This window comes from Neisseria meningitidis, assembly GCF_022869645.1.
Taxonomy (GTDB): domain Bacteria; phylum Pseudomonadota; class Gammaproteobacteria; order Burkholderiales; family Neisseriaceae; genus Neisseria; species Neisseria meningitidis.
The window spans coordinates 268,553-290,654 of the sequence record NZ_CP064367.1 but is presented as its reverse complement, the minus strand read 5'-3'; the positions used below and the strand labels follow the sequence as shown (position 1 = coordinate 290,654).

Below are 22,102 nucleotides of genomic sequence, written 5' to 3'. Positions count from 1 at the left end.
TGTCTTGCGGGAAACGGCATATGTTTTGGATAGTTTTGATCGTTATTTTGTTGCTTGCGCTTGCCGGCTTGTTTTTTGTCCGCGCACAATCCGAACGCGAGTGGATGCGCGAGGTTTCTGCGTGGCAGGAAAAGAAAGGGGAAAAACAGGCGGAGCTGCCTGAAATCAAAGACGGTATGCCCGATTTTCCCGAACTTGCCCTGATGCTTTTCCATGCCGTCAAAACGGCAGTGTATTGGCTGTTTGTCGGTGTCGTCCGTTTCTGCCGAAACTATCTGGCGCACGAATCCGAACCGGACAGGCCCGTTCCGCCTGCTTCTGCAAATCGTGCGGATGTTCCGACCGCATCCGACGGATATTCAGACAGTGGAAACGGGACGGAAGAAGCGGAAACGGAAGAAGCAGAAGCTGCGGAGGAAGAGGCTGCCGATACGGAAGACATTGCAACTGCCGTAATCGACAACCGCCGCATCCCATTCGACCGGAGTATTGCTGAAGGGTTGATGCCGTCTGAAAGCGAAATTTCGCCCGTCCGTCCGGTTTTTAAGGAAATCACTTTGGAAGAAGCAACGCGTGCTTTAAACAGCGCGGCTTTAAGGGAAACGAAAAAACGCTATATCGATGCATTTGAGAAAAACGAAACAGCGGTCCCCAAAGTCCGCGTGTCCGATACCCCGATGGAAGGGCTGCAGATTATCGGTTTGGACGACCCTGTGCTTCAACGCACGTATTCCCGTATGTTCGATGCGGACAAAGAAGCGTTTTCCGAGTCTGCGGATTACGGATTTGAGCCGTATTTTGAGAAGCAGCATCCGTCTGCCTTTTCTGCAGTCAAAGCCGAAAATGCACGGAATGCGCCGTTCCGCCGTCATGCAGGGCAGGGGAAAGGGCAGGCGGAGGCAAAATCCCCGGATGTTTCCCAAGGGCAGTCCGTTTCAGACGGCACAGCCGTCCGCGATGCCCGCCGCCGCGTTTCCGTCAATTTGAAAGAACCGAACAAGGCAACGGTTTCTGCGGAGGCGCGGATTTCGCGCCTGATTCCGGAAAGTCGGACGGTTGTCGGGAAACGGGATGTCGAAATGCCGTCTGAAACCGAAAATGTTTTCACGGAAACTGTTTCGTCTGTGGGATACGGCGGTCCGGTTTATGATGAAACTGCCGATATCCATATTGAAGAACCTGCCGCGCCCGATGCTTGGGTGGTCGAACCACCCGAAGTGCCGAAAGTTCCCATGCCCGCAATCGATATTCCGCCGCCGCCTCCCGTATCGGAAATCTACAACCGTACCTATGAACCGCCGGCAGGATTCGAGCAGGTGCAACGCAGCCGCATTGCCGAAACCGATCATCTTGCCGATGATGTTTTGAATGGAGGTTGGCAGGAGGAAACCGCCGCTATTGCGAATGACGGCAGTGAGGGTGTGGCAGAGCGGTCAAGCGGGCAATATTTGTCGGAAACCGAAGCGTTCGGGCATGACAGTCAGGCGGTTTGTCCGTTTGAAAATGTGCCGTCTGAACGCCCGTCCCGCCGGGCATCGGATACGGAAGCGGATGAAGGGGCGTTCCAATCTGAAGAAACCGGTGCGGTATCCGAACACCTGCCGACAACCGACCTGCTTCTGCCGCCGCTGTTCAATCCCGGGGCGACGCAAACCGAAGAAGAACTGTTGGAAAACAGCATCACCATCGAAGAAAAATTGGCGGAGTTCAAAGTCAAGGTCAAGGTTGTCGATTCTTATTCCGGCCCCGTGATTACGCGTTATGAAATCGAACCCGATGTCGGCGTGCGCGGCAATTCCGTTCTAAATCTGGAAAAAGACTTGGCGCGTTCGCTCGGCGTGGCTTCCATCCGCGTTGTCGAAACCATCCTCGGCAAAACCTGTATGGGTTTGGAACTTCCGAACCCGAAACGCCAAATGATACGCCTGAGCGAAATCTTCAATTCGCCCGAGTTTGCCGAATCCAAATCCAAGCTGACGCTCGCGCTCGGTCAGGACATCACCGGACAGCCCGTCGTAACCGACTTGGGCAAAGCACCGCATTTGTTGGTTGCCGGCACGACCGGTTCGGGCAAATCGGTGGGTGTCAACGCGATGATTCTGTCTATGCTTTTCAAAGCCGCGCCGGAAGACGTGCGTATGATTATGATCGATCCGAAAATGCTGGAATTGAGCATTTACGAAGGCATCCCGCACCTGCTCGCCCCTGTCGTTACCGATATGAAGCTGGCGGCAAACGCGCTGAACTGGTGTGTTAACGAAATGGAAAAACGCTACCGCCTGATGAGCTTTATGGGCGTGCGCAATCTTGCGGGTTTCAATCAAAAAATCGCCGAAGCCGCAGCAAGGGGGGAGAAAATCGGCAACCCGTTCAGCCTCACGCCCGACAATCCCGAACCTTTGGAAAAATTGCCGTTTATCGTGGTCGTGGTTGATGAGTTTGCCGACCTGATGATGACGGCAGGCAAGAAAATCGAAGAACTGATTGCCCGCCTCGCCCAAAAAGCCCGCGCGGCAGGCATCCATCTTATCCTTGCCACACAACGCCCCAGTGTCGATGTCATCACGGGTCTGATTAAGGCGAACATCCCGACGCGTATCGCGTTCCAAGTGTCCAGCAAAATCGACAGCCGCACGATTCTTGACCAAATGGGTGCGGAAAACCTGCTCGGGCAGGGCGATATGCTGTTCCTGCCGCCGGGTACGGCCTATCCGCAGCGCGTTCACGGCGCGTTTGCCTCGGATGAAGAGGTGCACCGCGTGGTCGAATATCTGAAACAGTTTGGCGAACCGGACTATGTTGACGATATTTTGAGCGGCGGTATGTCCGACGATTTGCTGGGAATCAGCCGGAGCGGCGACGGCGAAACCGATCCGATGTACGACGAGGCCGTGTCCGTTGTTTTGAAAACGCGCAAAGCCAGCATTTCTGGCGTGCAGCGCGCATTGCGTATCGGCTATAATCGCGCCGCGCGTCTGATTGACCAGATGGAGGCGGAAGGCATTGTGTCCGCACCGGAACACAACGGCAACCGTACGATTCTCGTCCCCTTGGACAATGCTTGATTTTTTGCAAATGGAAATGCCGTCTGAAGACTGTTTCAGACGGCATTTTTATAGTGGATTAACAAAAATCAGGACAAGGCGACGAAGCCGCAGACAGTACAAATAGTACGGAACCGATTCACTTGGTGCTTCAGCACCTTAGAGAATCGTTCTCTTTGAGCTAAGGCGAGGCAACGCCGTACTGGTTTAAATTTAATCCACTATATCAGACATTTGAATTCGGATTATTCCCTGACCTGTCCCGTGCCTTGTACGATGTATTTGTAACTCGTCAGTTCTTTCAAACCCATCGGGCCCCGGGCGTGGAGTTTTTGCGTGGAGATGCCCATTTCGCAACCCAAGCCGAATTCGCCGCCGTCGGTAAAGCGCGTGGACGCGTTGACATACACGGCGGCAGAATCGATATGGGTCGTGAAATAGTCCGCAGCGTGGCGGTTTTCGGTAACGATGCCGTCTGAATGGTGCGTGCCGTGGGCTTCGATGTGCCCAACCGCCTCTTCGACCGAAGCGACGGTTTTCACGGCGAGGATGTAGTCTAAAAACTCGGTATCGAAATCGTCTGCACCCGCCGCTTCGCCGCCGATATGCCGCGCCGCCTGCGGATCCAAACGGAAGCGGACGGGCGGCAGTCCGGCTTCTATACGGTTGCGAACCAACAGCCGTTCGAGCTTGGGCAGGAAGTCGGCAGCAATGTCTTCATGCACCAGCAGCACTTCCATCGAGTTGCACACGGACGGGCGGCTGGTTTTGGCGTTGTACACGATACGGAGCGCCTTGTCCCAATCCGCGTCCTTGTCGATATAAATGTGGACAATGCCCGTCCCCGTTTCAATGACCGGCACGACGGCATTCTCAACCACCGCCCGTATCAGCCCCGCCCCGCCGCGCGGAATCAGCAGGTCTAGATAATCTTTCGCCCTCATCATTTCGTAACTGCTTTCGCGCCCGGTGTCTTCAATCAACTGGAGCGCGTCGGGGTCGATGCGGGTTTGTGCCAACCCCGTTTTCAGGGCGGCAACGATGGCGCGTGCGGATTGGAATGCATCTTTGCCGCTGCGGAGTACGACCGCGCTGCCGCTTTTCAGTGCCAAAGCCGCCGCATCGGACGTAACGTTCGGGCGGCTTTCGTAAATAATGCCGATAACGCCCATCGCCACGCGCTTTTTGACGATTTCCAAGCCGTTGGGCAAAGTCGAGGTTTCCAGTATTTCGCCCACGGGGTCGGGCAGCGCGGCAACCGCCCTGATGCCGTCCGCCATCGCGCAAATGCGTTTGCCGTCCAACAAAAGGCGGTCGGTCATGCTTTCGGGAATGTTGCCTGCCGCGGCTTCCAAGTCTTGACGGTTTGCCGCCAAAATATCTGCCGCCGCCGCTTCCAAGCTGTCCGCCATAGCAAACAGCGCGCGGTTTTTTTCTTCCGTATCCGCCGTGTTGACGGATTTTTTTGCCGCTTTGGCAAGGGCAAGCTGTTTTTGTGTGTTTGACATGGGTTTCCTTTTCTAAAATTCGGTCAGAAGCAGGCGTATTTCGGGCGTGATGGAAATCCAGTCGTCCCGATGGATGAACACGCCTTTCGCCTTACGCAATTTGAGCAGGTCTTCGGCGGCGGCAGAGCCGAACAGGACTCGCCCTTTGCCCAAAGGCTGTTTGGTTGCCTTGCTGTACACGGTTACGGTGTCCATACGGGAAAAATGCCCTTCGATTCCGGCAATGCCCGACATCAGCAGGCTTTTTCCCTGTTCGGACAAAGCGTGTTCCGCACCTTCGTCCACATAAACGCCGCCCCTGCTTTCGGAATAGAACGCCAGCCATTGCTTCTGCGTCCGCAAACCTTTGGCACGGGGGACGAAAAACGAGCCGTCCGCCTGATTATCTGCCGCTTCGGCAAGTGCATCGGGTTTGAGCGAGGAACAGATATAGACCGGTACGCCGGACTCGGTCGCAATCGTCGCCGCTTTGATTTTAGTCAGCATACCGCCTGTGCCGTTTGCCGAACCCGAGCCGCCCGCCATTTCGATGATTTCATGGTTGATGTGTTCGATTTTGTCCAGCCGTACGGCATCGGGATTGCTGTTCGGGTTGCCGGTGTAAAGACCGTCTATGTCGGTCAGCAGCACCAAGAGGTCTGCCTGTATCATCGCCGCCACTTGCGCACTCAATGTGTCGTTGTCGCCGATTTTCAATTCCTCAACCGAAACCGTATCGTTTTCATTGATGATGGGGACGGCGCGGCGTTGCAGCAGCACGGAAAGTGCGCCGCCGGCATTTTGGTAGCGGCGTTTGTCGGCAAAGTCGGCGCGACTGAGCAGGATTTGTGCGGACACGATGCCGTCTGAAGACAGGTTTGCCGTATATTCTTCCATCAGCAGCCCCTGCCCGACGGCGGCGGAAGCCTGTTTGTCGGCGATTTTGACCGGACGTTTTTTGAAACCCAGCGCACCGAACCCTGCCGCAACCGCGCCGGAAGACACCAAGACCAGCTCGTGTCCCGCATGATGCAATGCGGCAAGCTGGCGGGTGATGGTTTGGATTTTGCCGCGCGAGAGACTGCCGTCCGAATGGGTAATCGAAGATGTGCCGACTTTAAATACGATTCTTTTGTATTTCATTGTTTCCGTCCTTGTTGGTTTGTCCTGTCTCGTTTGCCGCCTTGTGCCGCCGAATTTGCCCTGTTCTGCCGCAATTGTCAACAATCACGCCGCGTCTGCGATAAAATAGACAAAATGTATAAAATTAATAAAATCTATGGCGGCTTATTGAGATTTTTCAAATTTATATTGCCGTTTTGTCCAAAATGCGTATAATCCTGTCCATATTTCTGCTGTAGGCTGATTTATTTTAGACAAGGACTACCATGCAATTAGATATAGACCGCTTGGTTGCTTATTTCGGCGGCGTGAACGCGCTTGCCGAAGCGTTGAAACAGCACGATCCCGAAAATGCCGCGACGACCGCCGCCATCTATAAATGGCGCACGCGCGGGTCGCTGCCTTTGGCGCAACTGCAAAAGCTGACCGCGCTTGCCGAATCGCAAGGCAGGCCGCTGGATTTGAATGCTTTTTTACAAAAAAACGAATCTCTGGAGAGAACAGAAATGACACAGGCCAACCGCGTTATCATTTTCGACACCACCCTGCGCGACGGCGAACAATCGCCCGGCGCCGCTATGACCAAAGAGGAAAAAATCCGCGTCGCCCGCCAGCTGGAAAAATTGGGTGTGGACATCATCGAAGCGGGTTTTGCCGCTGCCAGCCCGGGCGATTTCGAGGCGGTCAATGCGATTGCGAAAACCATTACCAAATCAACGGTCTGTTCATTGTCCCGTGCCATCGAGCGGGACATCCGTCAGGCGGGTGAGGCCGTTGCGCCCGCGCCGAAAAAACGCATCCACACCTTCATCGCCACCAGCCCCATCCATATGGAGTACAAATTGAAGATGAAGCCGAAGCAGGTGATTGAGGCGGCGGTCAAAGCGGTGAAAATCGCTCGTGAATACACCGACGATGTGGAATTTTCCTGCGAAGACGCGTTGCGTTCGGAAATCGATTTCCTTGCCGAAATCTGCGGCGCGGTAATTGAAGCGGGCGCGACCACCATCAATATTCCCGATACCGTCGGCTATTCAATCCCGTACAAAACCGAAGAATTTTTCCGCGAACTGATTGTCAAAACGCCCAACGGCGGCAAAGTCGTTTGGTCGGCACACTGCCACAACGATTTGGGCTTGGCGGTTGCCAATTCGCTTGCCGCATTAAAAGGCGGTGCGCGTCAGGTGGAATGTACTGTCAACGGCTTGGGCGAACGTGCAGGCAATGCTTCGGTTGAAGAAATCGTGATGGCGTTGAAAGTGCGCCACGACTTGTTCGGCTTGGAAACCGGCATCGATACCACGCAAATCGTGCCTTCGTCCAAACTGGTGTCCACCATTACGGGCTATCCCGTGCAGCCCAACAAAGCCATTGTCGGTGCCAATGCCTTTTCGCATGAATCGGGCATCCATCAGGACGGGGTGCTGAAACACCGCGAAACTTACGAGATTATGTCCGCCGAATCGGTCGGCTGGGCAACAAACCGTTTGAGCTTGGGCAAATTGTCCGGCCGCAACGCCTTCAAAACCAAGCTGGCGGATTTGGGCATCGAGTTGGAAAGCGAAGAGGCACTGAACGCCGCGTTTGCCCGCTTCAAAGAACTCGCCGACAAAAAACGCGAAATCTTCGATGAAGACCTGCACGCACTGGTATCCGACGAAATGGGCAGCATGAATGCCGAGAGCTACAAATTCATCTCCCAAAAAATCAGCACCGAAACCGGCGAAGAGCCGCGCGCCGACATCGTGTTCAGCATCAAAGGCGAAGAAAAACGCGCTTCCGCCACAGGCTCCGGCCCCGTGGATGCGATTTTCAAAGCGATTGAAAGCGTGGCGCAAAGCGGCGCGGCTTTGCAGATTTATTCCGTCAACGCCGTCACGCAAGGTACGGAAAGCCAGGGCGAAACCAGCGTCCGTCTGGCGCGTGGCAACCGCGTTGTCAACGGTCAGGGTGCGGATACCGACGTTTTGGTCGCCACTGCCAAAGCCTACCTCTCTGCCTTAAGCAAACTGGAATTTGGTTCTGCCAAACCGAAAGCGCAAGGCAGCGGTACGATTTGAGCGTGAAAACAGACGATGCCGTCTGAAGCATAAAAAGGCTTCAGACGGCATTGCGGCGATATAGTGGATTAAATTTAAACCAGTACGGCGTTGCCTCGCCTTGCCGTACTATTTGTACTGTCTGCGGCTTCGTCGCCTTGTCCTGATTTAAATTTAATCCACTATAATAGGGCGCAAAACCCATTGGAAAAGGAAAATGATGGATTCCCGAAAATTTACCGAAGCATCCAAACGGCGGTTGAGCGAATTGTTGGATGCCAAAAGCGAACAAGGCAACACGATGCGTTGCGACGAGGTTCAAGGTTTTATGACGGCGCTGTTGAGCGGGCCGGACAAATTGACACCGCTCGACTGGCTGCCCGAAGTGTTGGGCGACGAATCGCAATTTACCGCCGCCGAACGTTCCGAAATCGAACGGCTGGTTTTGGCAATGGCGATGGAAACAACCGCCGCGATGTCGGATAAAAAACTGCCCGATTTGTGGCTGTATGAAAACGAAGACGGCGGCAGCGATTTTTACACATGGTGCAATGCTTATCTTTACGGTTTGGATATTGTGCCGACCGATTGGTTTGAAGCCGTCGATGATGAAGCGTTTGAAGAGTTGTTTTATCCCATCATGGCATTGGGCGGTATTTACGACGAAGAGGACAACGGCACTATCCGTCTGCAATTCACAGAAGGCGAGCTGGCGGAACTGGAATCCGAGTTGCCTTATGCATTGGCGGATATCTACCGCTACTGGCAGGCGGTCATCAACAAGCCGCAAACCGTCCGCAGGGAAGGCGAAAAAACAGGCAGGAACGATCCCTGTCCGTGCGGCAGCGGCAGAAAATACAAGGCGTGTTGCGGTAAGAATTGAAGCGTTTGTTTCCATGAACCAAACGTAAAAATGCCGTCTGAAACCGGATTTCCATGTTTCAGACGGTATTTTTCACAGGCGGTCAGTGCTGTTTTTTCATGCCGAACCGGACAAAGCCGACGATACCCAAAACAATCATCGGGACGCTCAACCATTGCCCCATCGACAGCCCCAAGGTCAGCAGCCCGAGATAGTCGTCGGGTTGGCGTGCAAATTCGGCAATGAAGCGGAATATGCCGTAGCCGCCGAGGAAGAGTGAGGCGACTTGTCCGGTCGGCCGCTGTTTTTTAGAGAACAGCCAAACGACGGCGAACAGGCAGATGCCTTCAAGTGCAAACTGATAAAGCTGCGAGGGATGACGCGGCAGCATACCGTATTGTTGCAGCCATTCTGCCCAAAGCGGATTGTGCGCGGCGGCTTCGAGGTCTTCGTAACGCGCCTGCGGGAAGCCCATTGCCCAAAATGCGTTGATGTCGGTAACGCGTCCCCAAAGTTCGCCGTTGATGAAGTTGCCGATACGTCCCGAAGCGAGACCCAGTGGAACGAGCGGTGCGACCGTGTCCATCAGTTTGAGGAAGCCGATGCCGTGTTTGCGACCGAACAACCATATGGCAATAACTACACCCAAAAAGCCGCCGTGGAACGACATTCCGCCTTCCCATACCTTGAAAATATCAAGCGGATGGGCGAGGTAGTCGGAAAACTTGTAAAACAGGACGTAACCCAAACGCCCGCCCAAAATTACGCCCAAAATGCCCCATGTCAGGAAGTCGTCGAGCGATTCTTTGGTAAAAACGGACAAGCCTTGCGCGATGCGCCTTCTGCCGAGAAAGGTAAAAAGAATAAATCCGAGGATGTAGCTTAGGGCATACCAGCGGACGGCAAGCGGGCCGATACTGATAAGGACGGGGTCGAATTGGGGATGGGTAATCATAACGGGCTTTCGTTTTCAAATGCCGTCTGAAAGGCATGATGCTTCAGACGGCATTTCTGCAATAAGGGTTTCAGCGCAAATCGCCGATGATGTTGAGGATGGCGGACAACGCGGCTTCGCCCAAGCGCAACGACCGTTGACCGTTCCATCCGAAATCGTCGTCGGGCAGGTTGGCATTGTCTTTGAACGGCATTTCCAACGTATAGGCAAGGCAGTTGAAACGGTTGCCGACCCAGTTTGTTGCCAAGGTCATGTTTGCCTGACCGGGCGCATCTTTTTCGTAACCGTATTCGTCTTGGAAATCGGGGCTGGCGTTCAAAAGGGCGGTTTTGAACTGTGTTTCCAACGCGGAAATGCGCGGATTGTAGTTTGGCACGCCTTCAGTTCCTGCAACAAAGATAAAGGGCAGCCCTTCGTCGCCGTGGATGTCCAAGAACAAATCCACGCCGGTTTCCAGCATTTTTTCGCGCACGAAGAACACTTCGGGGCTTTTTTCCAAAGTCGGATTTTCCCATTCGCGGTTGAGGTTCGCACCGGCGGCGTTGGTACGAAGGTTGCCCAGTGCCGAACCGTCGGGGTTCATATTGGGGACGATATAGAACGTGGCGCGGTCGAGCAGGGTGCGCGCTGTCGGGTCTTGCGGATCGAGCAGCCTGCCGAGCAGCCCCTCGACAAACCATTCCGCCATGGTTTCGCCCGGATGCTGGCGGGCGGTAATCCAGATTTTCAGATCGCTTTCGACCTGATTGCCGATGGTCAGCAGATTGATGTCGCGCCCTTGCACGGTGCTGCCCAAGTCGTCGATGCGGCACAGGCCGCTGCCTTGCGCGTCGCCGAGGAGGTTTAAATGCTGTTCTTCGGAGTAAGGTTCGAAATAGGCGTAATACACGCTGTTGGACAGCGGCGTATGATTGACGGTCAGTACGCCGTTTTCGTAGGAAGTCGGTACGCGGAACCAGTTGCGGCGGTCGTATGAGGCACACGCCTGATAGCCTTCCCAGCCTTTCGGGTAGGCGGCTTCTGCCGCGTTTTCAAAATGCATGATGCAGTTTTGATATGCCGCGCCTTGCAGCCGGAAGTAGAACCATTGTGCAAAATCGGAGGCGTTGTCGGGACGCAGGGCGAGGCGGATGTTGGAAGGATCGGTCAGGTCTTTGACGACGACCGAGCCGGCATCGAAGCGGGTGCTGATTTTAATCATGGGAAAGTCCTTGCTGTCGCCGGTTTCTCGAACCGGATAAACCGCGATTTTACCGCCCGTATCGCAAGGCTTCAACCTGCTCGAAAGTCTGCCGGATGCCGTCTGAAGATTGTTTCAGACGGCGTTTGGCGTTAACATAAGCCGAAATTGTCAACAATAGGGAGCCGTTATGGAGTCTGAAAACATTATTTCCACCGCCGACAAGGCGCGTATCCTTGCCGAAGCGCTGCCTTACATCCGCCGGTTTTCCGGTTCGGTCGCCGTCATCAAATACGGCGGCAACGCGATGACCGAACCTGCCTTGAAAGAAGGGTTTGCCCGCGATGTCGTGCTGCTGAAGCTGGTCGGCATTCATCCCGTCATCGTTCACGGCGGCGGGCCGCAGATCAATGCGATGCTTGAAAAAGTCGGCAAAAAGGGTGAGTTTGTCCAAGGAATGCGCGTTACCGACAAAGAGGCGATGGATATTGTCGAAATGGTGTTGGGCGGGCATGTCAATAAAGAAATCGTGTCGATGATTAACACATATGGCGGACACGCGGTCGGCGTAAGCGGACGCGACGACCATTTCATTAAGGCGAAGAAACTTTTGATCGATACGCCCGAACAGAATGGCGTGGACATCGGACAGGTCGGTACGGTGGAAAGCATCGATACCGGTTTGGTTAAAGGGCTGATAGAACGTGGCTGCATTCCCGTCGTCGCCCCCGTCGGCGTAGGTGAAAAAGGCGAAGCGTTCAACATCAACGCCGATTTGGTAGCAGGCAAATTGGCGGAAGAATTGAACGCCGAAAAACTCTTGATGATGACGAATATCGCCGGTGTGATGGACAAAACGGGCAATCTGCTGACCAAACTCACGCCGAAACGGATTGATGAACTGATTGCCGACGGCACGCTGTATGGCGGTATGCTGCCGAAAATCGCTTCTGCGGTCGAAGCCGCCGTCAACGGCGTGAAAGCCACGCATATCATCGACGGCAGGGTGCCCAACGCGCTTTTGCTGGAAATCTTTACCGATGCCGGTATCGGTTCGATGATTTTGGGCGGTGGGGAAGATGCCTGAAGCAAAGTCGGAAAATGCCGGCTTTGGCGGAAAACCCGTTTGTCCGGTTTCTGTTTTTGGGGTTTCGGGCAATTTCCAAACCGTCATTCCTGAAAAAATATAGTGGATTAACAAAAACCAGTACGGCGTTGCCTCGCCTTAGCTCAAAGAGAACGATTCTCTAAGGTGCTGAAGCACCAAGTGAATCGGTTCCGTACTATTTGTACTGTCTGCGGCTTGGTCGCCTTGTCTTGATTTTTGTTAATCCACTATAGAAACAAAAACAGAAGCCTAAGATCCGTCATTCCCGCGCAGGCGGGAATCTAGACCTGTCGGCACGGAAACTTATCGGGAAAAAAGGTTTCTTTAGATTTTATAGTGGATTAACAAAAACCAGTACGGCGTTGCCTCGCCTTAGCTCAAAGAGAACGATTCTCTAAGGTGCTGAAGCACCAAGTGAATCGGTTCCGTACTATTTGTACTGTCTGCGGCTTGGTCGCCTTGTCCTGATTTTTGTTAATCCACTATACGTCCCAGATTCCCACTTTCGTGGGAATGACGGGATGTGGGTTTTTGTGCGGATTTGAACCGGTAAGGGTGGTGTGGGATTGGTGGTTTGCTTAGGATCTTTTGGATTGTAGTTTGTATATACATTTACTTGTTGATAAAAGATAAAATAAAATTAGAAACTAAAAGTGAGAAAAAATTAATAATAATAGGGATGTATAAATGTAAAGGCTCCGTTTCATAGCTAAGGTTATCTGAATATATGGAAAAAAAGTAAAAGTCCATAAAACTAAAATATATAGATAATGCTAATGATAATAGAATTATCACTTTCCTAGAGTAAGGATAATATTTTTTTATCGTAAAAAAATATAAAATAGGATAAATAATTGCCATATAGATAGATTTTGTAACAAAATTAAAAATAAATAATAAAAATAATGTAATAAAGTATATTTTTTGGCTATGAAATAAAATTGTACATAATTGAACGAGCAGATCAAAAAATGAACTACATATAACAATAAATAATAACGTATTTACCATACTAAATTTAATAGGTCTCATTATCATATTTAATAACCACTTCATAGTAAATGCAGAGTGGGTGGAAACACTCACTTTATGGTTTGCTACGCTCTGCTCAATTAGCAACCCGATAACCCAATATGGATAATAGGGTAATTAATCCAATCTAATTTGTCAGCATCCGTTAATTTATTGCAAAATAAAGTATTGAATTATGTCGGGTGCAAATGACGAAATATAAGTTTCCGTGCGGACGGATCAAGATTCCCACTTTCGTGGGAATGACGGTGGAAAGATTGTTGTTTTTCCCGATGAATTCCTGTGTTTTTTGTTTTTCCGGATAAATTCCTGTGGCTTTGAGTTTTTTGGATTTCAGCCTCAATGCCGTCTGAACGCCGAATCGGGCTTCAGACGGCATTGCGTCATTTGAAATTCAAAACCGGCCAGCCTTTTTCTTTGGCTTCTTTTTCCAGCTCGGCATCGGGGTTGACGGCGACGGGTTCGTCGACGAGGCGCAGCAGCGGCAGGTCGTTTTTGGAGTCGCTGTAAAAATAGGTTTTGCCGTAGCTTTCGAGCGTTTCGCCGCGTTCGGCGAGCCATTGGTTCAGGCGGGTGATTTTACCTTCTTTGAGGCTGGGCGTGCCGATGTAATTGCCGGTGTAGCGGCCGTCGGAACCGGATTCGAGTTGTGTGCCGATGATGTTGGTAATGCCGAAAAGGCGGCAGACGGGGGTGATGATGAACTCGTTGGTCGATGAGATGACGAGGGTTTCGTCGCCTGCCATTTGGTGGCTCTGCACCAGCATACGCTGCATAGGCGAGATGTGGGGGATGATGTATTCCGCCATAAATTCGCGGTGAAATTCCGCCAGCTCTTCTTTGCTGTAACGGGCGAGCGGGGCGAGGTGGAATTTGAGGAATGCGTCGATGTCGAGGCAGCCGTTTTGGTAGTCGCGGTAGAATTTTTCGTTTTGCGCTTCGGTTTCGGCAGCGTCAACCAAGCCTTTTTTGATGAGGTATTGCGGCCAGGCGTGGTCGGAATCGGTGTTGATGAGGGTGTTGTCGAGGTCGAAGATGGCGAGGTTTTTCATTGGGTTTCCTGTTGTTTCAAAAGCTGGCGCAAAAGCGGCAGGGTGATGCGTTTGCCCATCGTGACGGCGTAGTTGTCCAGCGTGTCGAGCATCATCATCAGGCTGTCCATATCGCGCCGCCAGTGTTTGAGCAGGTATTCGAAAATTTCGGAATCGACGGTTACTTGGCGTGCCGCCGCCATACTGGCGAGCGCGTCGATTTTTTCTTGGTCGGTTAAGGGTTTGACTTCGTAAACGAGGCAGTACGCCATACGCGTCCGCAAATCTTCGCGGATGACAAGCTGCTGGGGCGTGTATTCCGAACCGAGCAGCAAAAAGCCTTTGCCGCTGTTGCGGAAGCGGTTGAAGATGGAAAAAAGCAGGGCTTGTTCTTCGTTGCCCAGTTTTTCGACTTGATCGACGGCGAGGTATTCCGCCTCGAACGCGGCATCGGTCAGCGGCATGGAGGCGGCATCGATATAGGCGGCGTTTTTGCCGGCTTCGAGCGCCTGTGCGACCCACGCCTGCAAAAGATGGCTTTTGCCCGCACCTTCTTCACCCCAGACATAGATAAACTGTCCGTGTTTGTGTCGGAGGACATAGACCAGTTCCGCGTTTTCCGTGCCGAGGAATTTGTCGAAACTCGGATAGTCGTGTGCGGCAAAGTCGAAAATAAGCTGGTTCACGGTTCGGCATTCCGAGGGGTGGTAAACGGGTTTATTGTACGTTGTTTTCGCGTGCTTTATCAATTTGAACGATGCCGTCTGAAAACGGCTTCAGACGGCATCGTTCAACCGCAGGCAACGTTGCCGACATCGAGGCGCATATTGTGGAACGCGTTGAGCGTGCTTCGGTGTCCGATGCTGATGATGATGCTGTCGGGCAGTTTTTGCTTTAAGGCGCGGTAGAGCGCGGCTTCGGCCGGTTCGTCCAAGGCGGCGGTGGCTTCGTCGAGCAGGACGATTTTGGGCTTGGAAAGCAGGGCGCGGACGAAGGCGACGCGTTGCAGTTCGCCCAGGGAGAGTTTGTGCTGCCAGTCGTCTGTTTTGTCCAATTTGTCAATCAGATAACCCAAGCGGCAGGTGTTCATGGCTTCGATTAGCTCCGGATGCTGTTTGTCGATGTCGGGATAACAAACCGCGTCGCGCAGGCTGCCCTGTGCCGTGTACGGGCGTTGCGGCAGGAAGAGGATGTCTTGATGCGGCGGACGGCTGACTTTGCCGCTGCTGCCGAACGGCCAAAGCCCAGCCAGCGCGCGCAGCAACGAAGTTTTGCCGCAACCGCTCGGGCCGCGTATCAGCAGGGAATCGCCGCTTTTGAGTTTGATGTTGATGCCGCTCAACAGGATTTCGCCGTTGTGGCGGAACAGAGCGACGTTTTCCTGTGGGGGACTGTTAGTTTTTGCACAAGGAACAAATAGAGTAAAAAAACGCTGAAATCTTCGGAAGACGTGGATTTCGGCGTTTTTTTGTATCCGGAAAAGTTACGCCAGCTTTTTCACAAAACCGCGCCGGAATGCGCGGTTTTCTGTTTAAAGCTGACGAGATTAGGGAATTTTTAAAACTGTTTTAAGAGGTTTTTAAAATGGATTTAATCAATACTCCGGCCATACCACTCAACACGGCCTATGATGGCGATGTCGTCTTGGGTATTACTCAAATCTATTTCAAACGGTGCGTAACGTGGATTTTCAGACGTTACAAGCAGTTTGCCCGGTATACGTTGCACACGTTTGACAAAGAGGTCATTGCCTATACGCAAGACATATAGGCCGTCGCGCGGCTCGGTTTCGGCGTGGTTGATTAGAATGTTTATAAAAGGCTTTAACTAGAAACTGAACATGGAACTTGTATAATAGTTCCATGTTTGAAAAAATCTTTTAATATCATACATCTAAAAAAAGCATCTGAAGACCATAAGCTAAACATGAAACTTGAATTTAAAGGCGGAGTTTCATGTTTAAGCCTATTTTTTCCGTTTTTTAGTCGATACTGCTGCATATGTTTTTTGCAAATCTTCATCACTTAATTCAGTCAGGCTTTCTACTGAGAAATTTTTTTCGAGGTAACTTTTCAACCAATCTTCAAGCTCAAGCTGTTTTACATTTAATTTGATATAAGCGTATTTCTTTTTTCGCCAGTCGGGATCGTTGTTCTTTGATGTTGCTGTATTGCTCAACCTACCCAGCCATTTTCTGAGATAAGTTTCTGCTTTGTCGTAATCGCTCAATGCGATTAGTTTGTAACTTGGAACTTTACAGTGAGCATTCAGACTAGCCCAAATTGCACGGATTGATTTTGGCGACCGTTTGGCAATCTCTTCTGCTGCGGCAACTTGTTTAACAAGTTGTTGCAGCTTTGAAGCTTGCTCAAGCGTTATATGTTCCTTGCCGGGTTTTGAATCGACACGGGTTCTGATGACGTGATTTTGGGTATTAATTTGATGAACAACCGAACCAGATGAGGCGATAACAGCGTTACTGACGTTGCCGTTAATCTGATTCTCAACGTTTGATTTGCCAATAGCGTCGTCCAATTTTTTATTAAGGTCGTCTGAAACAGCATTTAAATTTGCCGAATGAATGCCTGTAAAGACAAATTGAATATCCACCCCTAATTGGACAGCAGCAAGTAAAAAGTCCGCAGGAATGTTGACCTGCCCGCTTTCATACAGTCTCAAACTTTCTGCACTGCATCCAGTTTGCTCAGCAAAATTCTTTCGAGAGTATCCAAGTCGGCTTCTCTCTTCAACTAAATTCAATGCTAAATCAATGCGTTCCATAAAAACACCGCAAAATATTACCAAATATTTTGTGTATATCATCCAAGTAACAGTTAAGGCAGGCATTAAAGCCTGTAAGGTAAGTAAGTAATGGATTCTATCATGGAGGCATTATGCAAGCGAACGAAATCTATAAATCCTTAGAAGAAAAAAATATATCGGCAAGAATGTTGGCTTCGGCTTTAGGGGTAACTAACCAATCTGTTTCTGAGGTCATAAGAAATGGACGAGGAAGCAAAAGAATTGCGGAAGCAATCGCGAAAGTGATTCAAAAAGATTTAGTTGAAGTTTTTCCGCATTACAAGAAAACAGATTGTCGAGACAAAAAGATAGCTGAATTGAAAGAGATGCTCGGAGTGGGTTGAAATGGAATATATGGATCTCAAAAGCCTGCTTAATTTTGGGTTGCCAAATATGCCAAGAACAGTAATAGGGCTGAGAAAAAAAGCGCAAAGGGATGGTTGGCAAACGAGAAGGCGTCAAGGTAAGGGTGGTGGTGTTGAATATGCCCTACCTATTGAAATCCGAGCAGCCATCATGAAACGGCAGTCGGACGAGCTGGCGGAGAAGATGCCGAAAACCCTGCCCCAAGTCAGACCAGGGACGGCGATGTCGGCTCAGGCACTGGCTGAAGCGGCCAAGCTGTTGAACGAGAAACAACGGTCGGTGGCGGATGCGCGATGTGCGGTGGTGGTGGCGGTGTTGGGGATTAAATACGAATACGATTGCTCTGCCAAGGCTGCGGTGGCTCAGTTTTTGGGCTTGCTGGCAGAAAGTAAATTGGACGCGGTCACGCTTGGGAACTTGGAAAAGGCCAATGACCGCAGCCGGTCGGCAAAGGTTGGCGAACGTACTTTAGACGGCTGGATTTCTGCTTATTTGAAAGCGGAAAACGCGACGGAGCGGCTGGTTGCTTTGGCTCCGAAGACGACGAAGGCGGTTAAGCCGATTGAGAGCTACGGTTGGTTGCCGATGTTTATGCAGTTTCACAACATCCCTTCAGCTCCGAAGCTGGCACACAGCTACCGCCGGTTTGTGCAGTGGGCGGAAGCGGAAAATATGCCGGTCAATGATGTGCCTAATTTGAGTATGGTGCGGCGCGTTTGGGACAAGCTGCCGCTGATTATGCAGGAGCGCGGCAGGAAAACGGGGGCGGCTTATAAATCGCTGCTGCCTTATGTGAAACGTGATTGGGGGGCTTTGAAGCCGAACGATGTTTGGATCGGCGACGGCCACAGCTTTAAGGCGAAGGTGGCGCATCCGGTACACGGCAGGCCGTTTAAGCCGGAAGTGACGGTGATTATTGATGGTTGTACGCGGTTTGTGGTCGGTTTTTCGGTTTCGTTGGCTGAAAGTTGTGTGGCGGTATCGGATGCTCTGCGTATCGGGGTCAAGCATTTTGGTTTGCCGATTATCTATTACTCGGATAACGGCGGCGGCCAAACCGGCAAGACGATTGACCATGAAATCACGGGTATTACGTCCCGACTGGGTATCCGCCATGAAACGGGTATTGCGGGCAACCCGCAAGGTCGAGGCATCATCGAACGATGGTGGAAAGACAATCTGATTGAGATGGCGCGACAGTATGAGACGTTTGCGAGCGCGGGGATGGACAGCAGCACGAAGAACCTGATATACCGCAAGATGGAAAGTGCTTTTAATGCTTTGGAAAAAGGCAAGGATTTGACGGAGGAACAACAGAAATATTTGAAAAAACTGCCGAGCTGGTCGCGCTTTATCGCGGATGTGGTCAAGTGTATCGATGAATACAACAACCGCCCGCACGGCGAGCTGCCCCGACATCCTGACGGCGGGCATTATTCGCCGAAGGCTTATCGGGAAATGAGGCTGGAACAGGACGGTATCGCGCCGGATATGTTGTCGGCAGAAGAGCTGGCGACGATGTTTATGCCGCAAGAGGTGCGAAAGGTACAGCGCGGTTGGCTGGATTTGTTCAACAACTCTTATTTCTCAACTGAGCTGGCGGAGTATCACAAAGACGAGGTACGGGTCAGCTACGATTTGAGCGATGCGTCGGCGGTCAATGTGTTTGATATGGACGGCAAGTTTATCACTAAGGCGCAGGCCGACGGCAATACCCGCGAGGCTTTCCCGACGGCTCGTATCGACCAACTGGCGGAAAAACGCCGAAAAGGCAAAATCAAGCGGGCGGAAAATGCAATCAAGCTCGCAAATGCGGAAGTCAATCCGGCTTTGGAACAGGCGGCAGTTTGGGACGAGCTGGGACATTTGGGCGGAAACGTCATCGAGGCGGAGTATGCGGTATTGCCGAAAACGGGCACGGACGATTTTGTGCTATTTGAGGCGGATAGATAAAGGAAAACATGATGGACAAACAGAAAAATGCGGCGTTTTCGACCGAGCTTGTTGAAAAATTGAAACTCAAGCGAGCCCTTGGGCGGATTCAACGATTTCAAGTAAAGATTCAAGGTGTTCCCGCTGAACGGAATCAGGCTCAAATTTCTAAATCGGGAAACTCTTTCATTTCAGACGGCCTTTAAAGGTTGTTTAAAACTCAAGGATATTAAAAATGAAACAAATCAATCAAGCATTGCAACAAAAACTGGCTGAGTTTAAAGAAAAATCGGGTATGAGCCAAACCCAACTGGCACGCGGTATCGATACTTCGCCGGCATCCGTCAGTATGTATCTGAACGGTACTTATGCGGAAAAAGGCGGTAATTATGAAACCATCGAGCCGAAAATCGAGGCGTTTTTGGAGATGCAGGACAGTAAAGCGAAACGCGAAGAGCTGGTGTTGGGTTTTGTATCGACTAAGACGACCCGCCGAATCGTGGAAGTGATGCGCGCTGCGCACGAAGGCGGCGAAACAGTGGTGATCTACGGTCAGGCGGGATTGGGCAAGACTCAGGCGGTCAAAAACTACTGCGAGAAAAACCCTGCGGCCATCTTGATTGAGGCTAATCCGAGCTTTACGGCACTTGTGCTGATGCGCAAGTTGGCAGTAGCGGCGAAGGTATCGGCGATGGGCAGTTTGAATGATTTGTTTGAATCGGTATCGGACAGATTGCGTGATTCAGGCCGTCTGATTGTGGTCGATGAAGCGGAAAACCTGCCGTTACGCGCCCTTGAGATTATCCGCCGACTGCATGATGAAACGGGCTGCGGTTTGGTGTTGAGCGGTATGCCCCGACTGGTGGCCAACCTGCGCGGTAAGCATGGCGAGCTGGTACAGCTTTACAGCCGCGTGTCTGTTGCGCTGAATTTGGGCGAATCTTTGCCGGATGACGAACTCTTTGAGATTGCGAGAGCAGCTTTGCCTGATGCGGACGAAGAAACGCTCTTGGAACTGGTTAAACATAGCAACGGCAATACGCGCCGGATGAGCAAATTGATGCGCGGCGCGGTACGCACGGCGAACAAGAACGGTATCAAGATGCAGGCCGGTATCGTTAAGAAATACAGCTCCCTGATTATCCGATAGGCCGTCTGAAACGGTAAGTCTCTGACAGGGCTATATATTTTTTACCCTATGATTTTAATAAGTTATTGTTTTCTAAAGGAAAACGCAAAATGCAAGTTTTGAAGAAAGTTGATTGGAAGATGTTTGTGGCACGCTCTTTTTGGCGGTGTGTGCCGGTTGGTTTGACGGTGGGCGTGTGGTGTTTTGTGGCGGGAATGGCGTTGCATTCCTGCGCGAAAGAACCCGAACCGGTTGCGAAAGAGCCGACGAAGGTTGAGAAGATGGAAAGACAGGCGGATTTGGAGGTCAAGGTATGGGAAGCGCAATACGAGTCAATGAGCGTCGAGGAAAAAATGAAAGGGATTGTTTATGAGTGATAAGCCAATTTTATTGAGCCCTGCGGCGAAAAAAGAGGCTTTGGATCGGGCGGTCAAGGAAATCCGTGCGAAATATGGCGATAAGGCGATTGTGAAAGGATGTGTGAAATGAGTTTCGGACGACGTAATACGGATTGGCAGGCTTGGGGACAACACCGCAGGCGTGCGACGGCGCGAATGGCGCAAAAAAGCCGGGAGCGCGAAATCGAAGAATATCAGGCGCGTTTCAGACGGCCTGCCGAGAAGAAGGAGGAGAAAAAATGATTTGGTCTGTTGTCGGATTGGCGGTGTTGGTGCTGCTGGGGATTTGGCTTGAAATGCCGGCCAGAATCGTCGTGTTGCACATGATAGGCGAAGGCCATGACGGGTATGACGACAATTAAAACGGTAAGCCGTTGATGTTGCTCTATATTTTTTTGTCTTATTGAAAATATAAGGTATTGATTTAAAAGGATTTAGGAAATGAATGCAAAAGAAATTGCAGAATGGATCGAAGACCGTGGCGAGCTGATGATTATGAAAAAGGACGGCGAAGGCTTTGTGATTGCAGCGCGTGCGCCGGACGGGATGTGGAAGACTGCCGAGGCGGAAACTTTGGCTCAGGCGATAACTTTATGGGAGGAAGTGTGATGTTTAAGTTTTTGAGAAACCGCGCGAAAGTTGAAGCACTTGCCAAGCACGAACGCGAACAAGGCTTGAGTAAGCCGAAATGTTAAACCCAACCTGAAAGGAAGAGAAAATGGCTAAAACCCGAATCAAACAGCCCGCCATCGAAGCGGCACAAGACAAAACGGAAGTTACTGCATTTATCCGCCAAATCGGCGACTTGCAGCGCGAAGTCAAACGCCTGGAAACCGAAGCCGGAGACAAAAAAGCGGCCATCGAAGAAGAATATGCCGCCCAAGCCGCGCCGATGTGTGCCGAAATCATGAGCCTGACCGAACGTGTGGCCGCATACTGCGAGGCACATAAGGACGAGCTGACGGAAAACGGTAAAACCAAAACCGTGGACTTTACTACCGGCCTGATTAAATGGCGCATCCGTCCGCCATCCGTCAAGGTAACGGGCGTGGCCGCCGTCTTGGCGTGGCTCTCGGAAAAATCCGCCTTTGCCGAGTTTGTCCGCACTAAAAAGGAAATCGACAAAGACGCCATCCTGAATCAAAAAGAGCGTTTTTCAGACGGCCAAGTGCCGGGGATTAAGATTGTGAGCGGCGTGGAGGATTTTGTGATTGAGCCGAGCGAACAAATTCTATAAAATCAACAGCCTGATTTCAATTCAGTGTGTTGAAACGTGATTGAGCCTACGGAGCAGGAGCTTGCCTAGCCGGTTCAAATAGGCTTTAACCCATGATTAAAGGCCGTCTGAAATGGGGTTTAAAACCTGTTTCAGACGGCCTTTTTTCATACCCTAGATTCAGGCTGCTTTCTCTTCCTGCTCGTACACGGCGTTGTAGAAAGCGGCGGACAGCTTGTCGGCTTTCTCGGAGGCGGTTTCAATCACGGCAGACAAACCGTCTTCGATTCCTTCCATGTCCATATCCAAAACTTTCAGATGGTTGAGCGTGAACACCAGCAGATTCAGGGCTTTGAGGCTGTCTTGGTCGAAAGTCAGAGTATAGGTGGTATTCATGGC

At 51.4% G+C, this 22,102-nt stretch carries 20 protein-coding genes and 4 pseudogenes; 12 read left to right on the top strand and 12 right to left on the bottom strand.

From position 1 onward, the window contains the following. The first annotated feature begins 20 nt into the window (after positions 1-20). Positions 21-3,065 carry a DNA translocase FtsK gene (locus IUJ45_RS01465; protein ID WP_002246169.1) on the top strand — a complete coding sequence of 1,015 codons (3,045 nt, stop codon included), beginning with the start codon at positions 21-23 and terminating at the stop codon, positions 3,063-3,065. Between the two features lie 224 nt (positions 3,066-3,289). On the opposite strand, the gene IUJ45_RS01460 is transcribed toward IUJ45_RS01465, so the two are convergent. Continuing rightward, positions 3,290-4,552, bottom strand: coding sequence for a glutamate-5-semialdehyde dehydrogenase (locus IUJ45_RS01460; protein ID WP_002246170.1), 1,263 nt, complete (start codon positions 4,550-4,552; stop codon positions 3,290-3,292). Positions 4,553-4,564: 12 nt separating this feature from the next. Continuing rightward, positions 4,565-5,674, bottom strand: a complete 1,110-nt coding sequence (proB, locus tag IUJ45_RS01455; RefSeq protein WP_002219332.1) for a glutamate 5-kinase — start codon at positions 5,672-5,674, stop codon at positions 4,565-4,567. 245 nt (positions 5,675-5,919) lie between these two features. Here proB and IUJ45_RS01450 point away from each other — a divergent pair, with 245 nt between their 5' ends. Next, complete coding sequence (locus IUJ45_RS01450; protein ID WP_002246171.1) at positions 5,920-7,713, top strand: 2-isopropylmalate synthase; 1,794 nt, start codon at positions 5,920-5,922, stop codon at positions 7,711-7,713. Between the two features lie 58 nt (positions 7,714-7,771). Here the strand turns inward: IUJ45_RS01450 and IUJ45_RS11115 are convergent. Further along, positions 7,772-7,879: pseudogene (locus tag IUJ45_RS11115) on the bottom strand (IS5/IS1182 family transposase); the annotation flags it as partial. 33 nt (positions 7,880-7,912) lie between these two features. Between IUJ45_RS11115 and IUJ45_RS01445 the strand changes: the two are divergent. Beyond that, entirely contained in the window at positions 7,913-8,575 is a 663-nt protein-coding gene (locus IUJ45_RS01445) for a YecA/YgfB family protein (protein ID WP_002222528.1), read from the top strand. Between the two features lie 82 nt (positions 8,576-8,657). Here IUJ45_RS01445 and lgt read toward each other — a convergent pair whose 3' ends face one another. Next, positions 8,658-9,509 (bottom strand): prolipoprotein diacylglyceryl transferase, encoded by an 852-nt coding sequence (gene lgt, locus IUJ45_RS01440; RefSeq protein WP_002219328.1) that lies wholly within the window; start codon positions 9,507-9,509, stop codon positions 8,658-8,660. A gap of 70 nt (positions 9,510-9,579) precedes the next feature. Next, a complete protein-coding gene (locus IUJ45_RS01435) occupies positions 9,580-10,710 on the bottom strand; it encodes a M14 family metallopeptidase (RefSeq protein ID WP_002219327.1) in 1,131 nt (376 codons plus the stop codon). Between the two features lie 169 nt (positions 10,711-10,879). Between IUJ45_RS01435 and argB the strand changes: the two genes are divergently transcribed. Then, positions 10,880-11,776, top strand: coding sequence for an acetylglutamate kinase (gene argB, locus IUJ45_RS01430; protein ID WP_082308608.1), 897 nt, complete (start codon positions 10,880-10,882; stop codon positions 11,774-11,776). Positions 11,777-13,212: 1,436 nt separating this feature from the next. Here argB and IUJ45_RS01425 read toward each other — a convergent pair. The 5 genes and pseudogenes from IUJ45_RS01425 to IUJ45_RS01405 all read right to left on the bottom strand — a co-directional run bounded on the left by IUJ45_RS01425 (position 13,213) and on the right by IUJ45_RS01405 (position 16,707). After that, entirely contained in the window at positions 13,213-13,881 is a 669-nt protein-coding gene (locus IUJ45_RS01425) for a histidinol-phosphatase (protein ID WP_002223806.1), read from the bottom strand. After that, a complete protein-coding gene (gene hda, locus IUJ45_RS01420; protein ID WP_002213636.1) occupies positions 13,878-14,546 on the bottom strand; it encodes a DnaA regulatory inactivator Hda in 669 nt (222 codons plus the stop codon). The genes IUJ45_RS01425 and hda overlap by 4 nt, the downstream gene beginning before the upstream one ends. 104 nt (positions 14,547-14,650) lie before the next feature. After that, positions 14,651-15,241: pseudogene (locus IUJ45_RS01415) on the bottom strand (ATP-binding cassette domain-containing protein); the annotation flags it as partial. A gap of 209 nt (positions 15,242-15,450) precedes the next feature. Continuing rightward, positions 15,451-15,672, bottom strand: a pseudogene (locus tag IUJ45_RS01410) (S24 family peptidase); the annotation flags it as partial. Positions 15,673-15,825: 153 nt separating this feature from the next. Continuing rightward, complete coding sequence (locus IUJ45_RS01405; protein ID WP_002246172.1) at positions 15,826-16,707, bottom strand: transcriptional regulator; 882 nt, start codon at positions 16,705-16,707, stop codon at positions 15,826-15,828. Positions 16,708-16,754: 47 nt separating this feature from the next. Between IUJ45_RS01405 and IUJ45_RS01400 the strand changes: the two genes are divergently transcribed. Together IUJ45_RS01400 and IUJ45_RS01395 are read left to right on the top strand one after the other, a co-directional pair. Next, entirely contained in the window at positions 16,755-17,006 is a 252-nt protein-coding gene (locus IUJ45_RS01400; protein ID WP_002232388.1) for a helix-turn-helix domain-containing protein, read from the top strand. Position 17,007: 1 nt separating this feature from the next. After that, a complete protein-coding gene (locus IUJ45_RS01395) occupies positions 17,008-18,981 on the top strand; it encodes a Mu transposase C-terminal domain-containing protein (RefSeq protein ID WP_082308607.1) in 1,974 nt (657 codons plus the stop codon). A 66-nt stretch (positions 18,982-19,047) separates the two neighbouring features. Here IUJ45_RS01395 and IUJ45_RS01390 read toward each other — a convergent pair. Next, a pseudogene (locus IUJ45_RS01390) lies at positions 19,048-19,125 on the bottom strand (GntR family transcriptional regulator); the annotation flags it as partial. A 70-nt stretch (positions 19,126-19,195) separates the two neighbouring features. On the opposite strand from IUJ45_RS01390, the gene IUJ45_RS01385 reads away from it, so the two are divergent. The 6 genes from IUJ45_RS01385 (at position 19,196) to IUJ45_RS01365 (ending at position 21,724) form a co-directional block, all read left to right on the top strand. Next, positions 19,196-20,110 (top strand): AAA family ATPase, encoded by a 915-nt coding sequence (locus IUJ45_RS01385; RefSeq protein ID WP_002246174.1) that lies wholly within the window; start codon positions 19,196-19,198, stop codon positions 20,108-20,110. An 89-nt stretch (positions 20,111-20,199) separates the two neighbouring features. Continuing rightward, on the top strand, positions 20,200-20,466 hold the full coding sequence (locus IUJ45_RS01380; protein ID WP_002246175.1) for a hypothetical protein: 267 nt from the start codon (positions 20,200-20,202) through the stop codon (positions 20,464-20,466). 108 nt (positions 20,467-20,574) lie between these two features. Further along, the gene (locus IUJ45_RS01375) at positions 20,575-20,730 is read left to right on the top strand and encodes a hypothetical protein (RefSeq protein WP_002246176.1); all 156 of its coding nucleotides are present in this window, start codon (positions 20,575-20,577) and stop codon (positions 20,728-20,730) included. Further along, complete coding sequence (locus IUJ45_RS10945) at positions 20,727-20,849, top strand: hypothetical protein (RefSeq protein WP_002246177.1); 123 nt, start codon at positions 20,727-20,729, stop codon at positions 20,847-20,849. The genes IUJ45_RS01375 and IUJ45_RS10945 overlap by 4 nt, the downstream gene beginning before the upstream one ends. Positions 20,850-20,928: 79 nt before the next feature. Continuing rightward, a complete protein-coding gene (locus IUJ45_RS01370; RefSeq protein WP_002246178.1) occupies positions 20,929-21,096 on the top strand; it encodes a hypothetical protein in 168 nt (55 codons plus the stop codon). A 109-nt stretch (positions 21,097-21,205) separates the two neighbouring features. Next, positions 21,206-21,724 carry a host-nuclease inhibitor Gam family protein gene (locus tag IUJ45_RS01365; protein ID WP_002213625.1) on the top strand — a complete coding sequence of 173 codons (519 nt, stop codon included), beginning with the start codon at positions 21,206-21,208 and terminating at the stop codon, positions 21,722-21,724. A gap of 159 nt (positions 21,725-21,883) precedes the next feature. Here the strand turns inward: IUJ45_RS01365 and IUJ45_RS01360 are convergent, their stop codons facing one another. Then, complete coding sequence (locus IUJ45_RS01360; RefSeq protein ID WP_002213624.1) at positions 21,884-22,099, bottom strand: hypothetical protein; 216 nt, start codon at positions 22,097-22,099, stop codon at positions 21,884-21,886. Between the last annotated feature and the right edge of the window lie 3 nt (positions 22,100-22,102).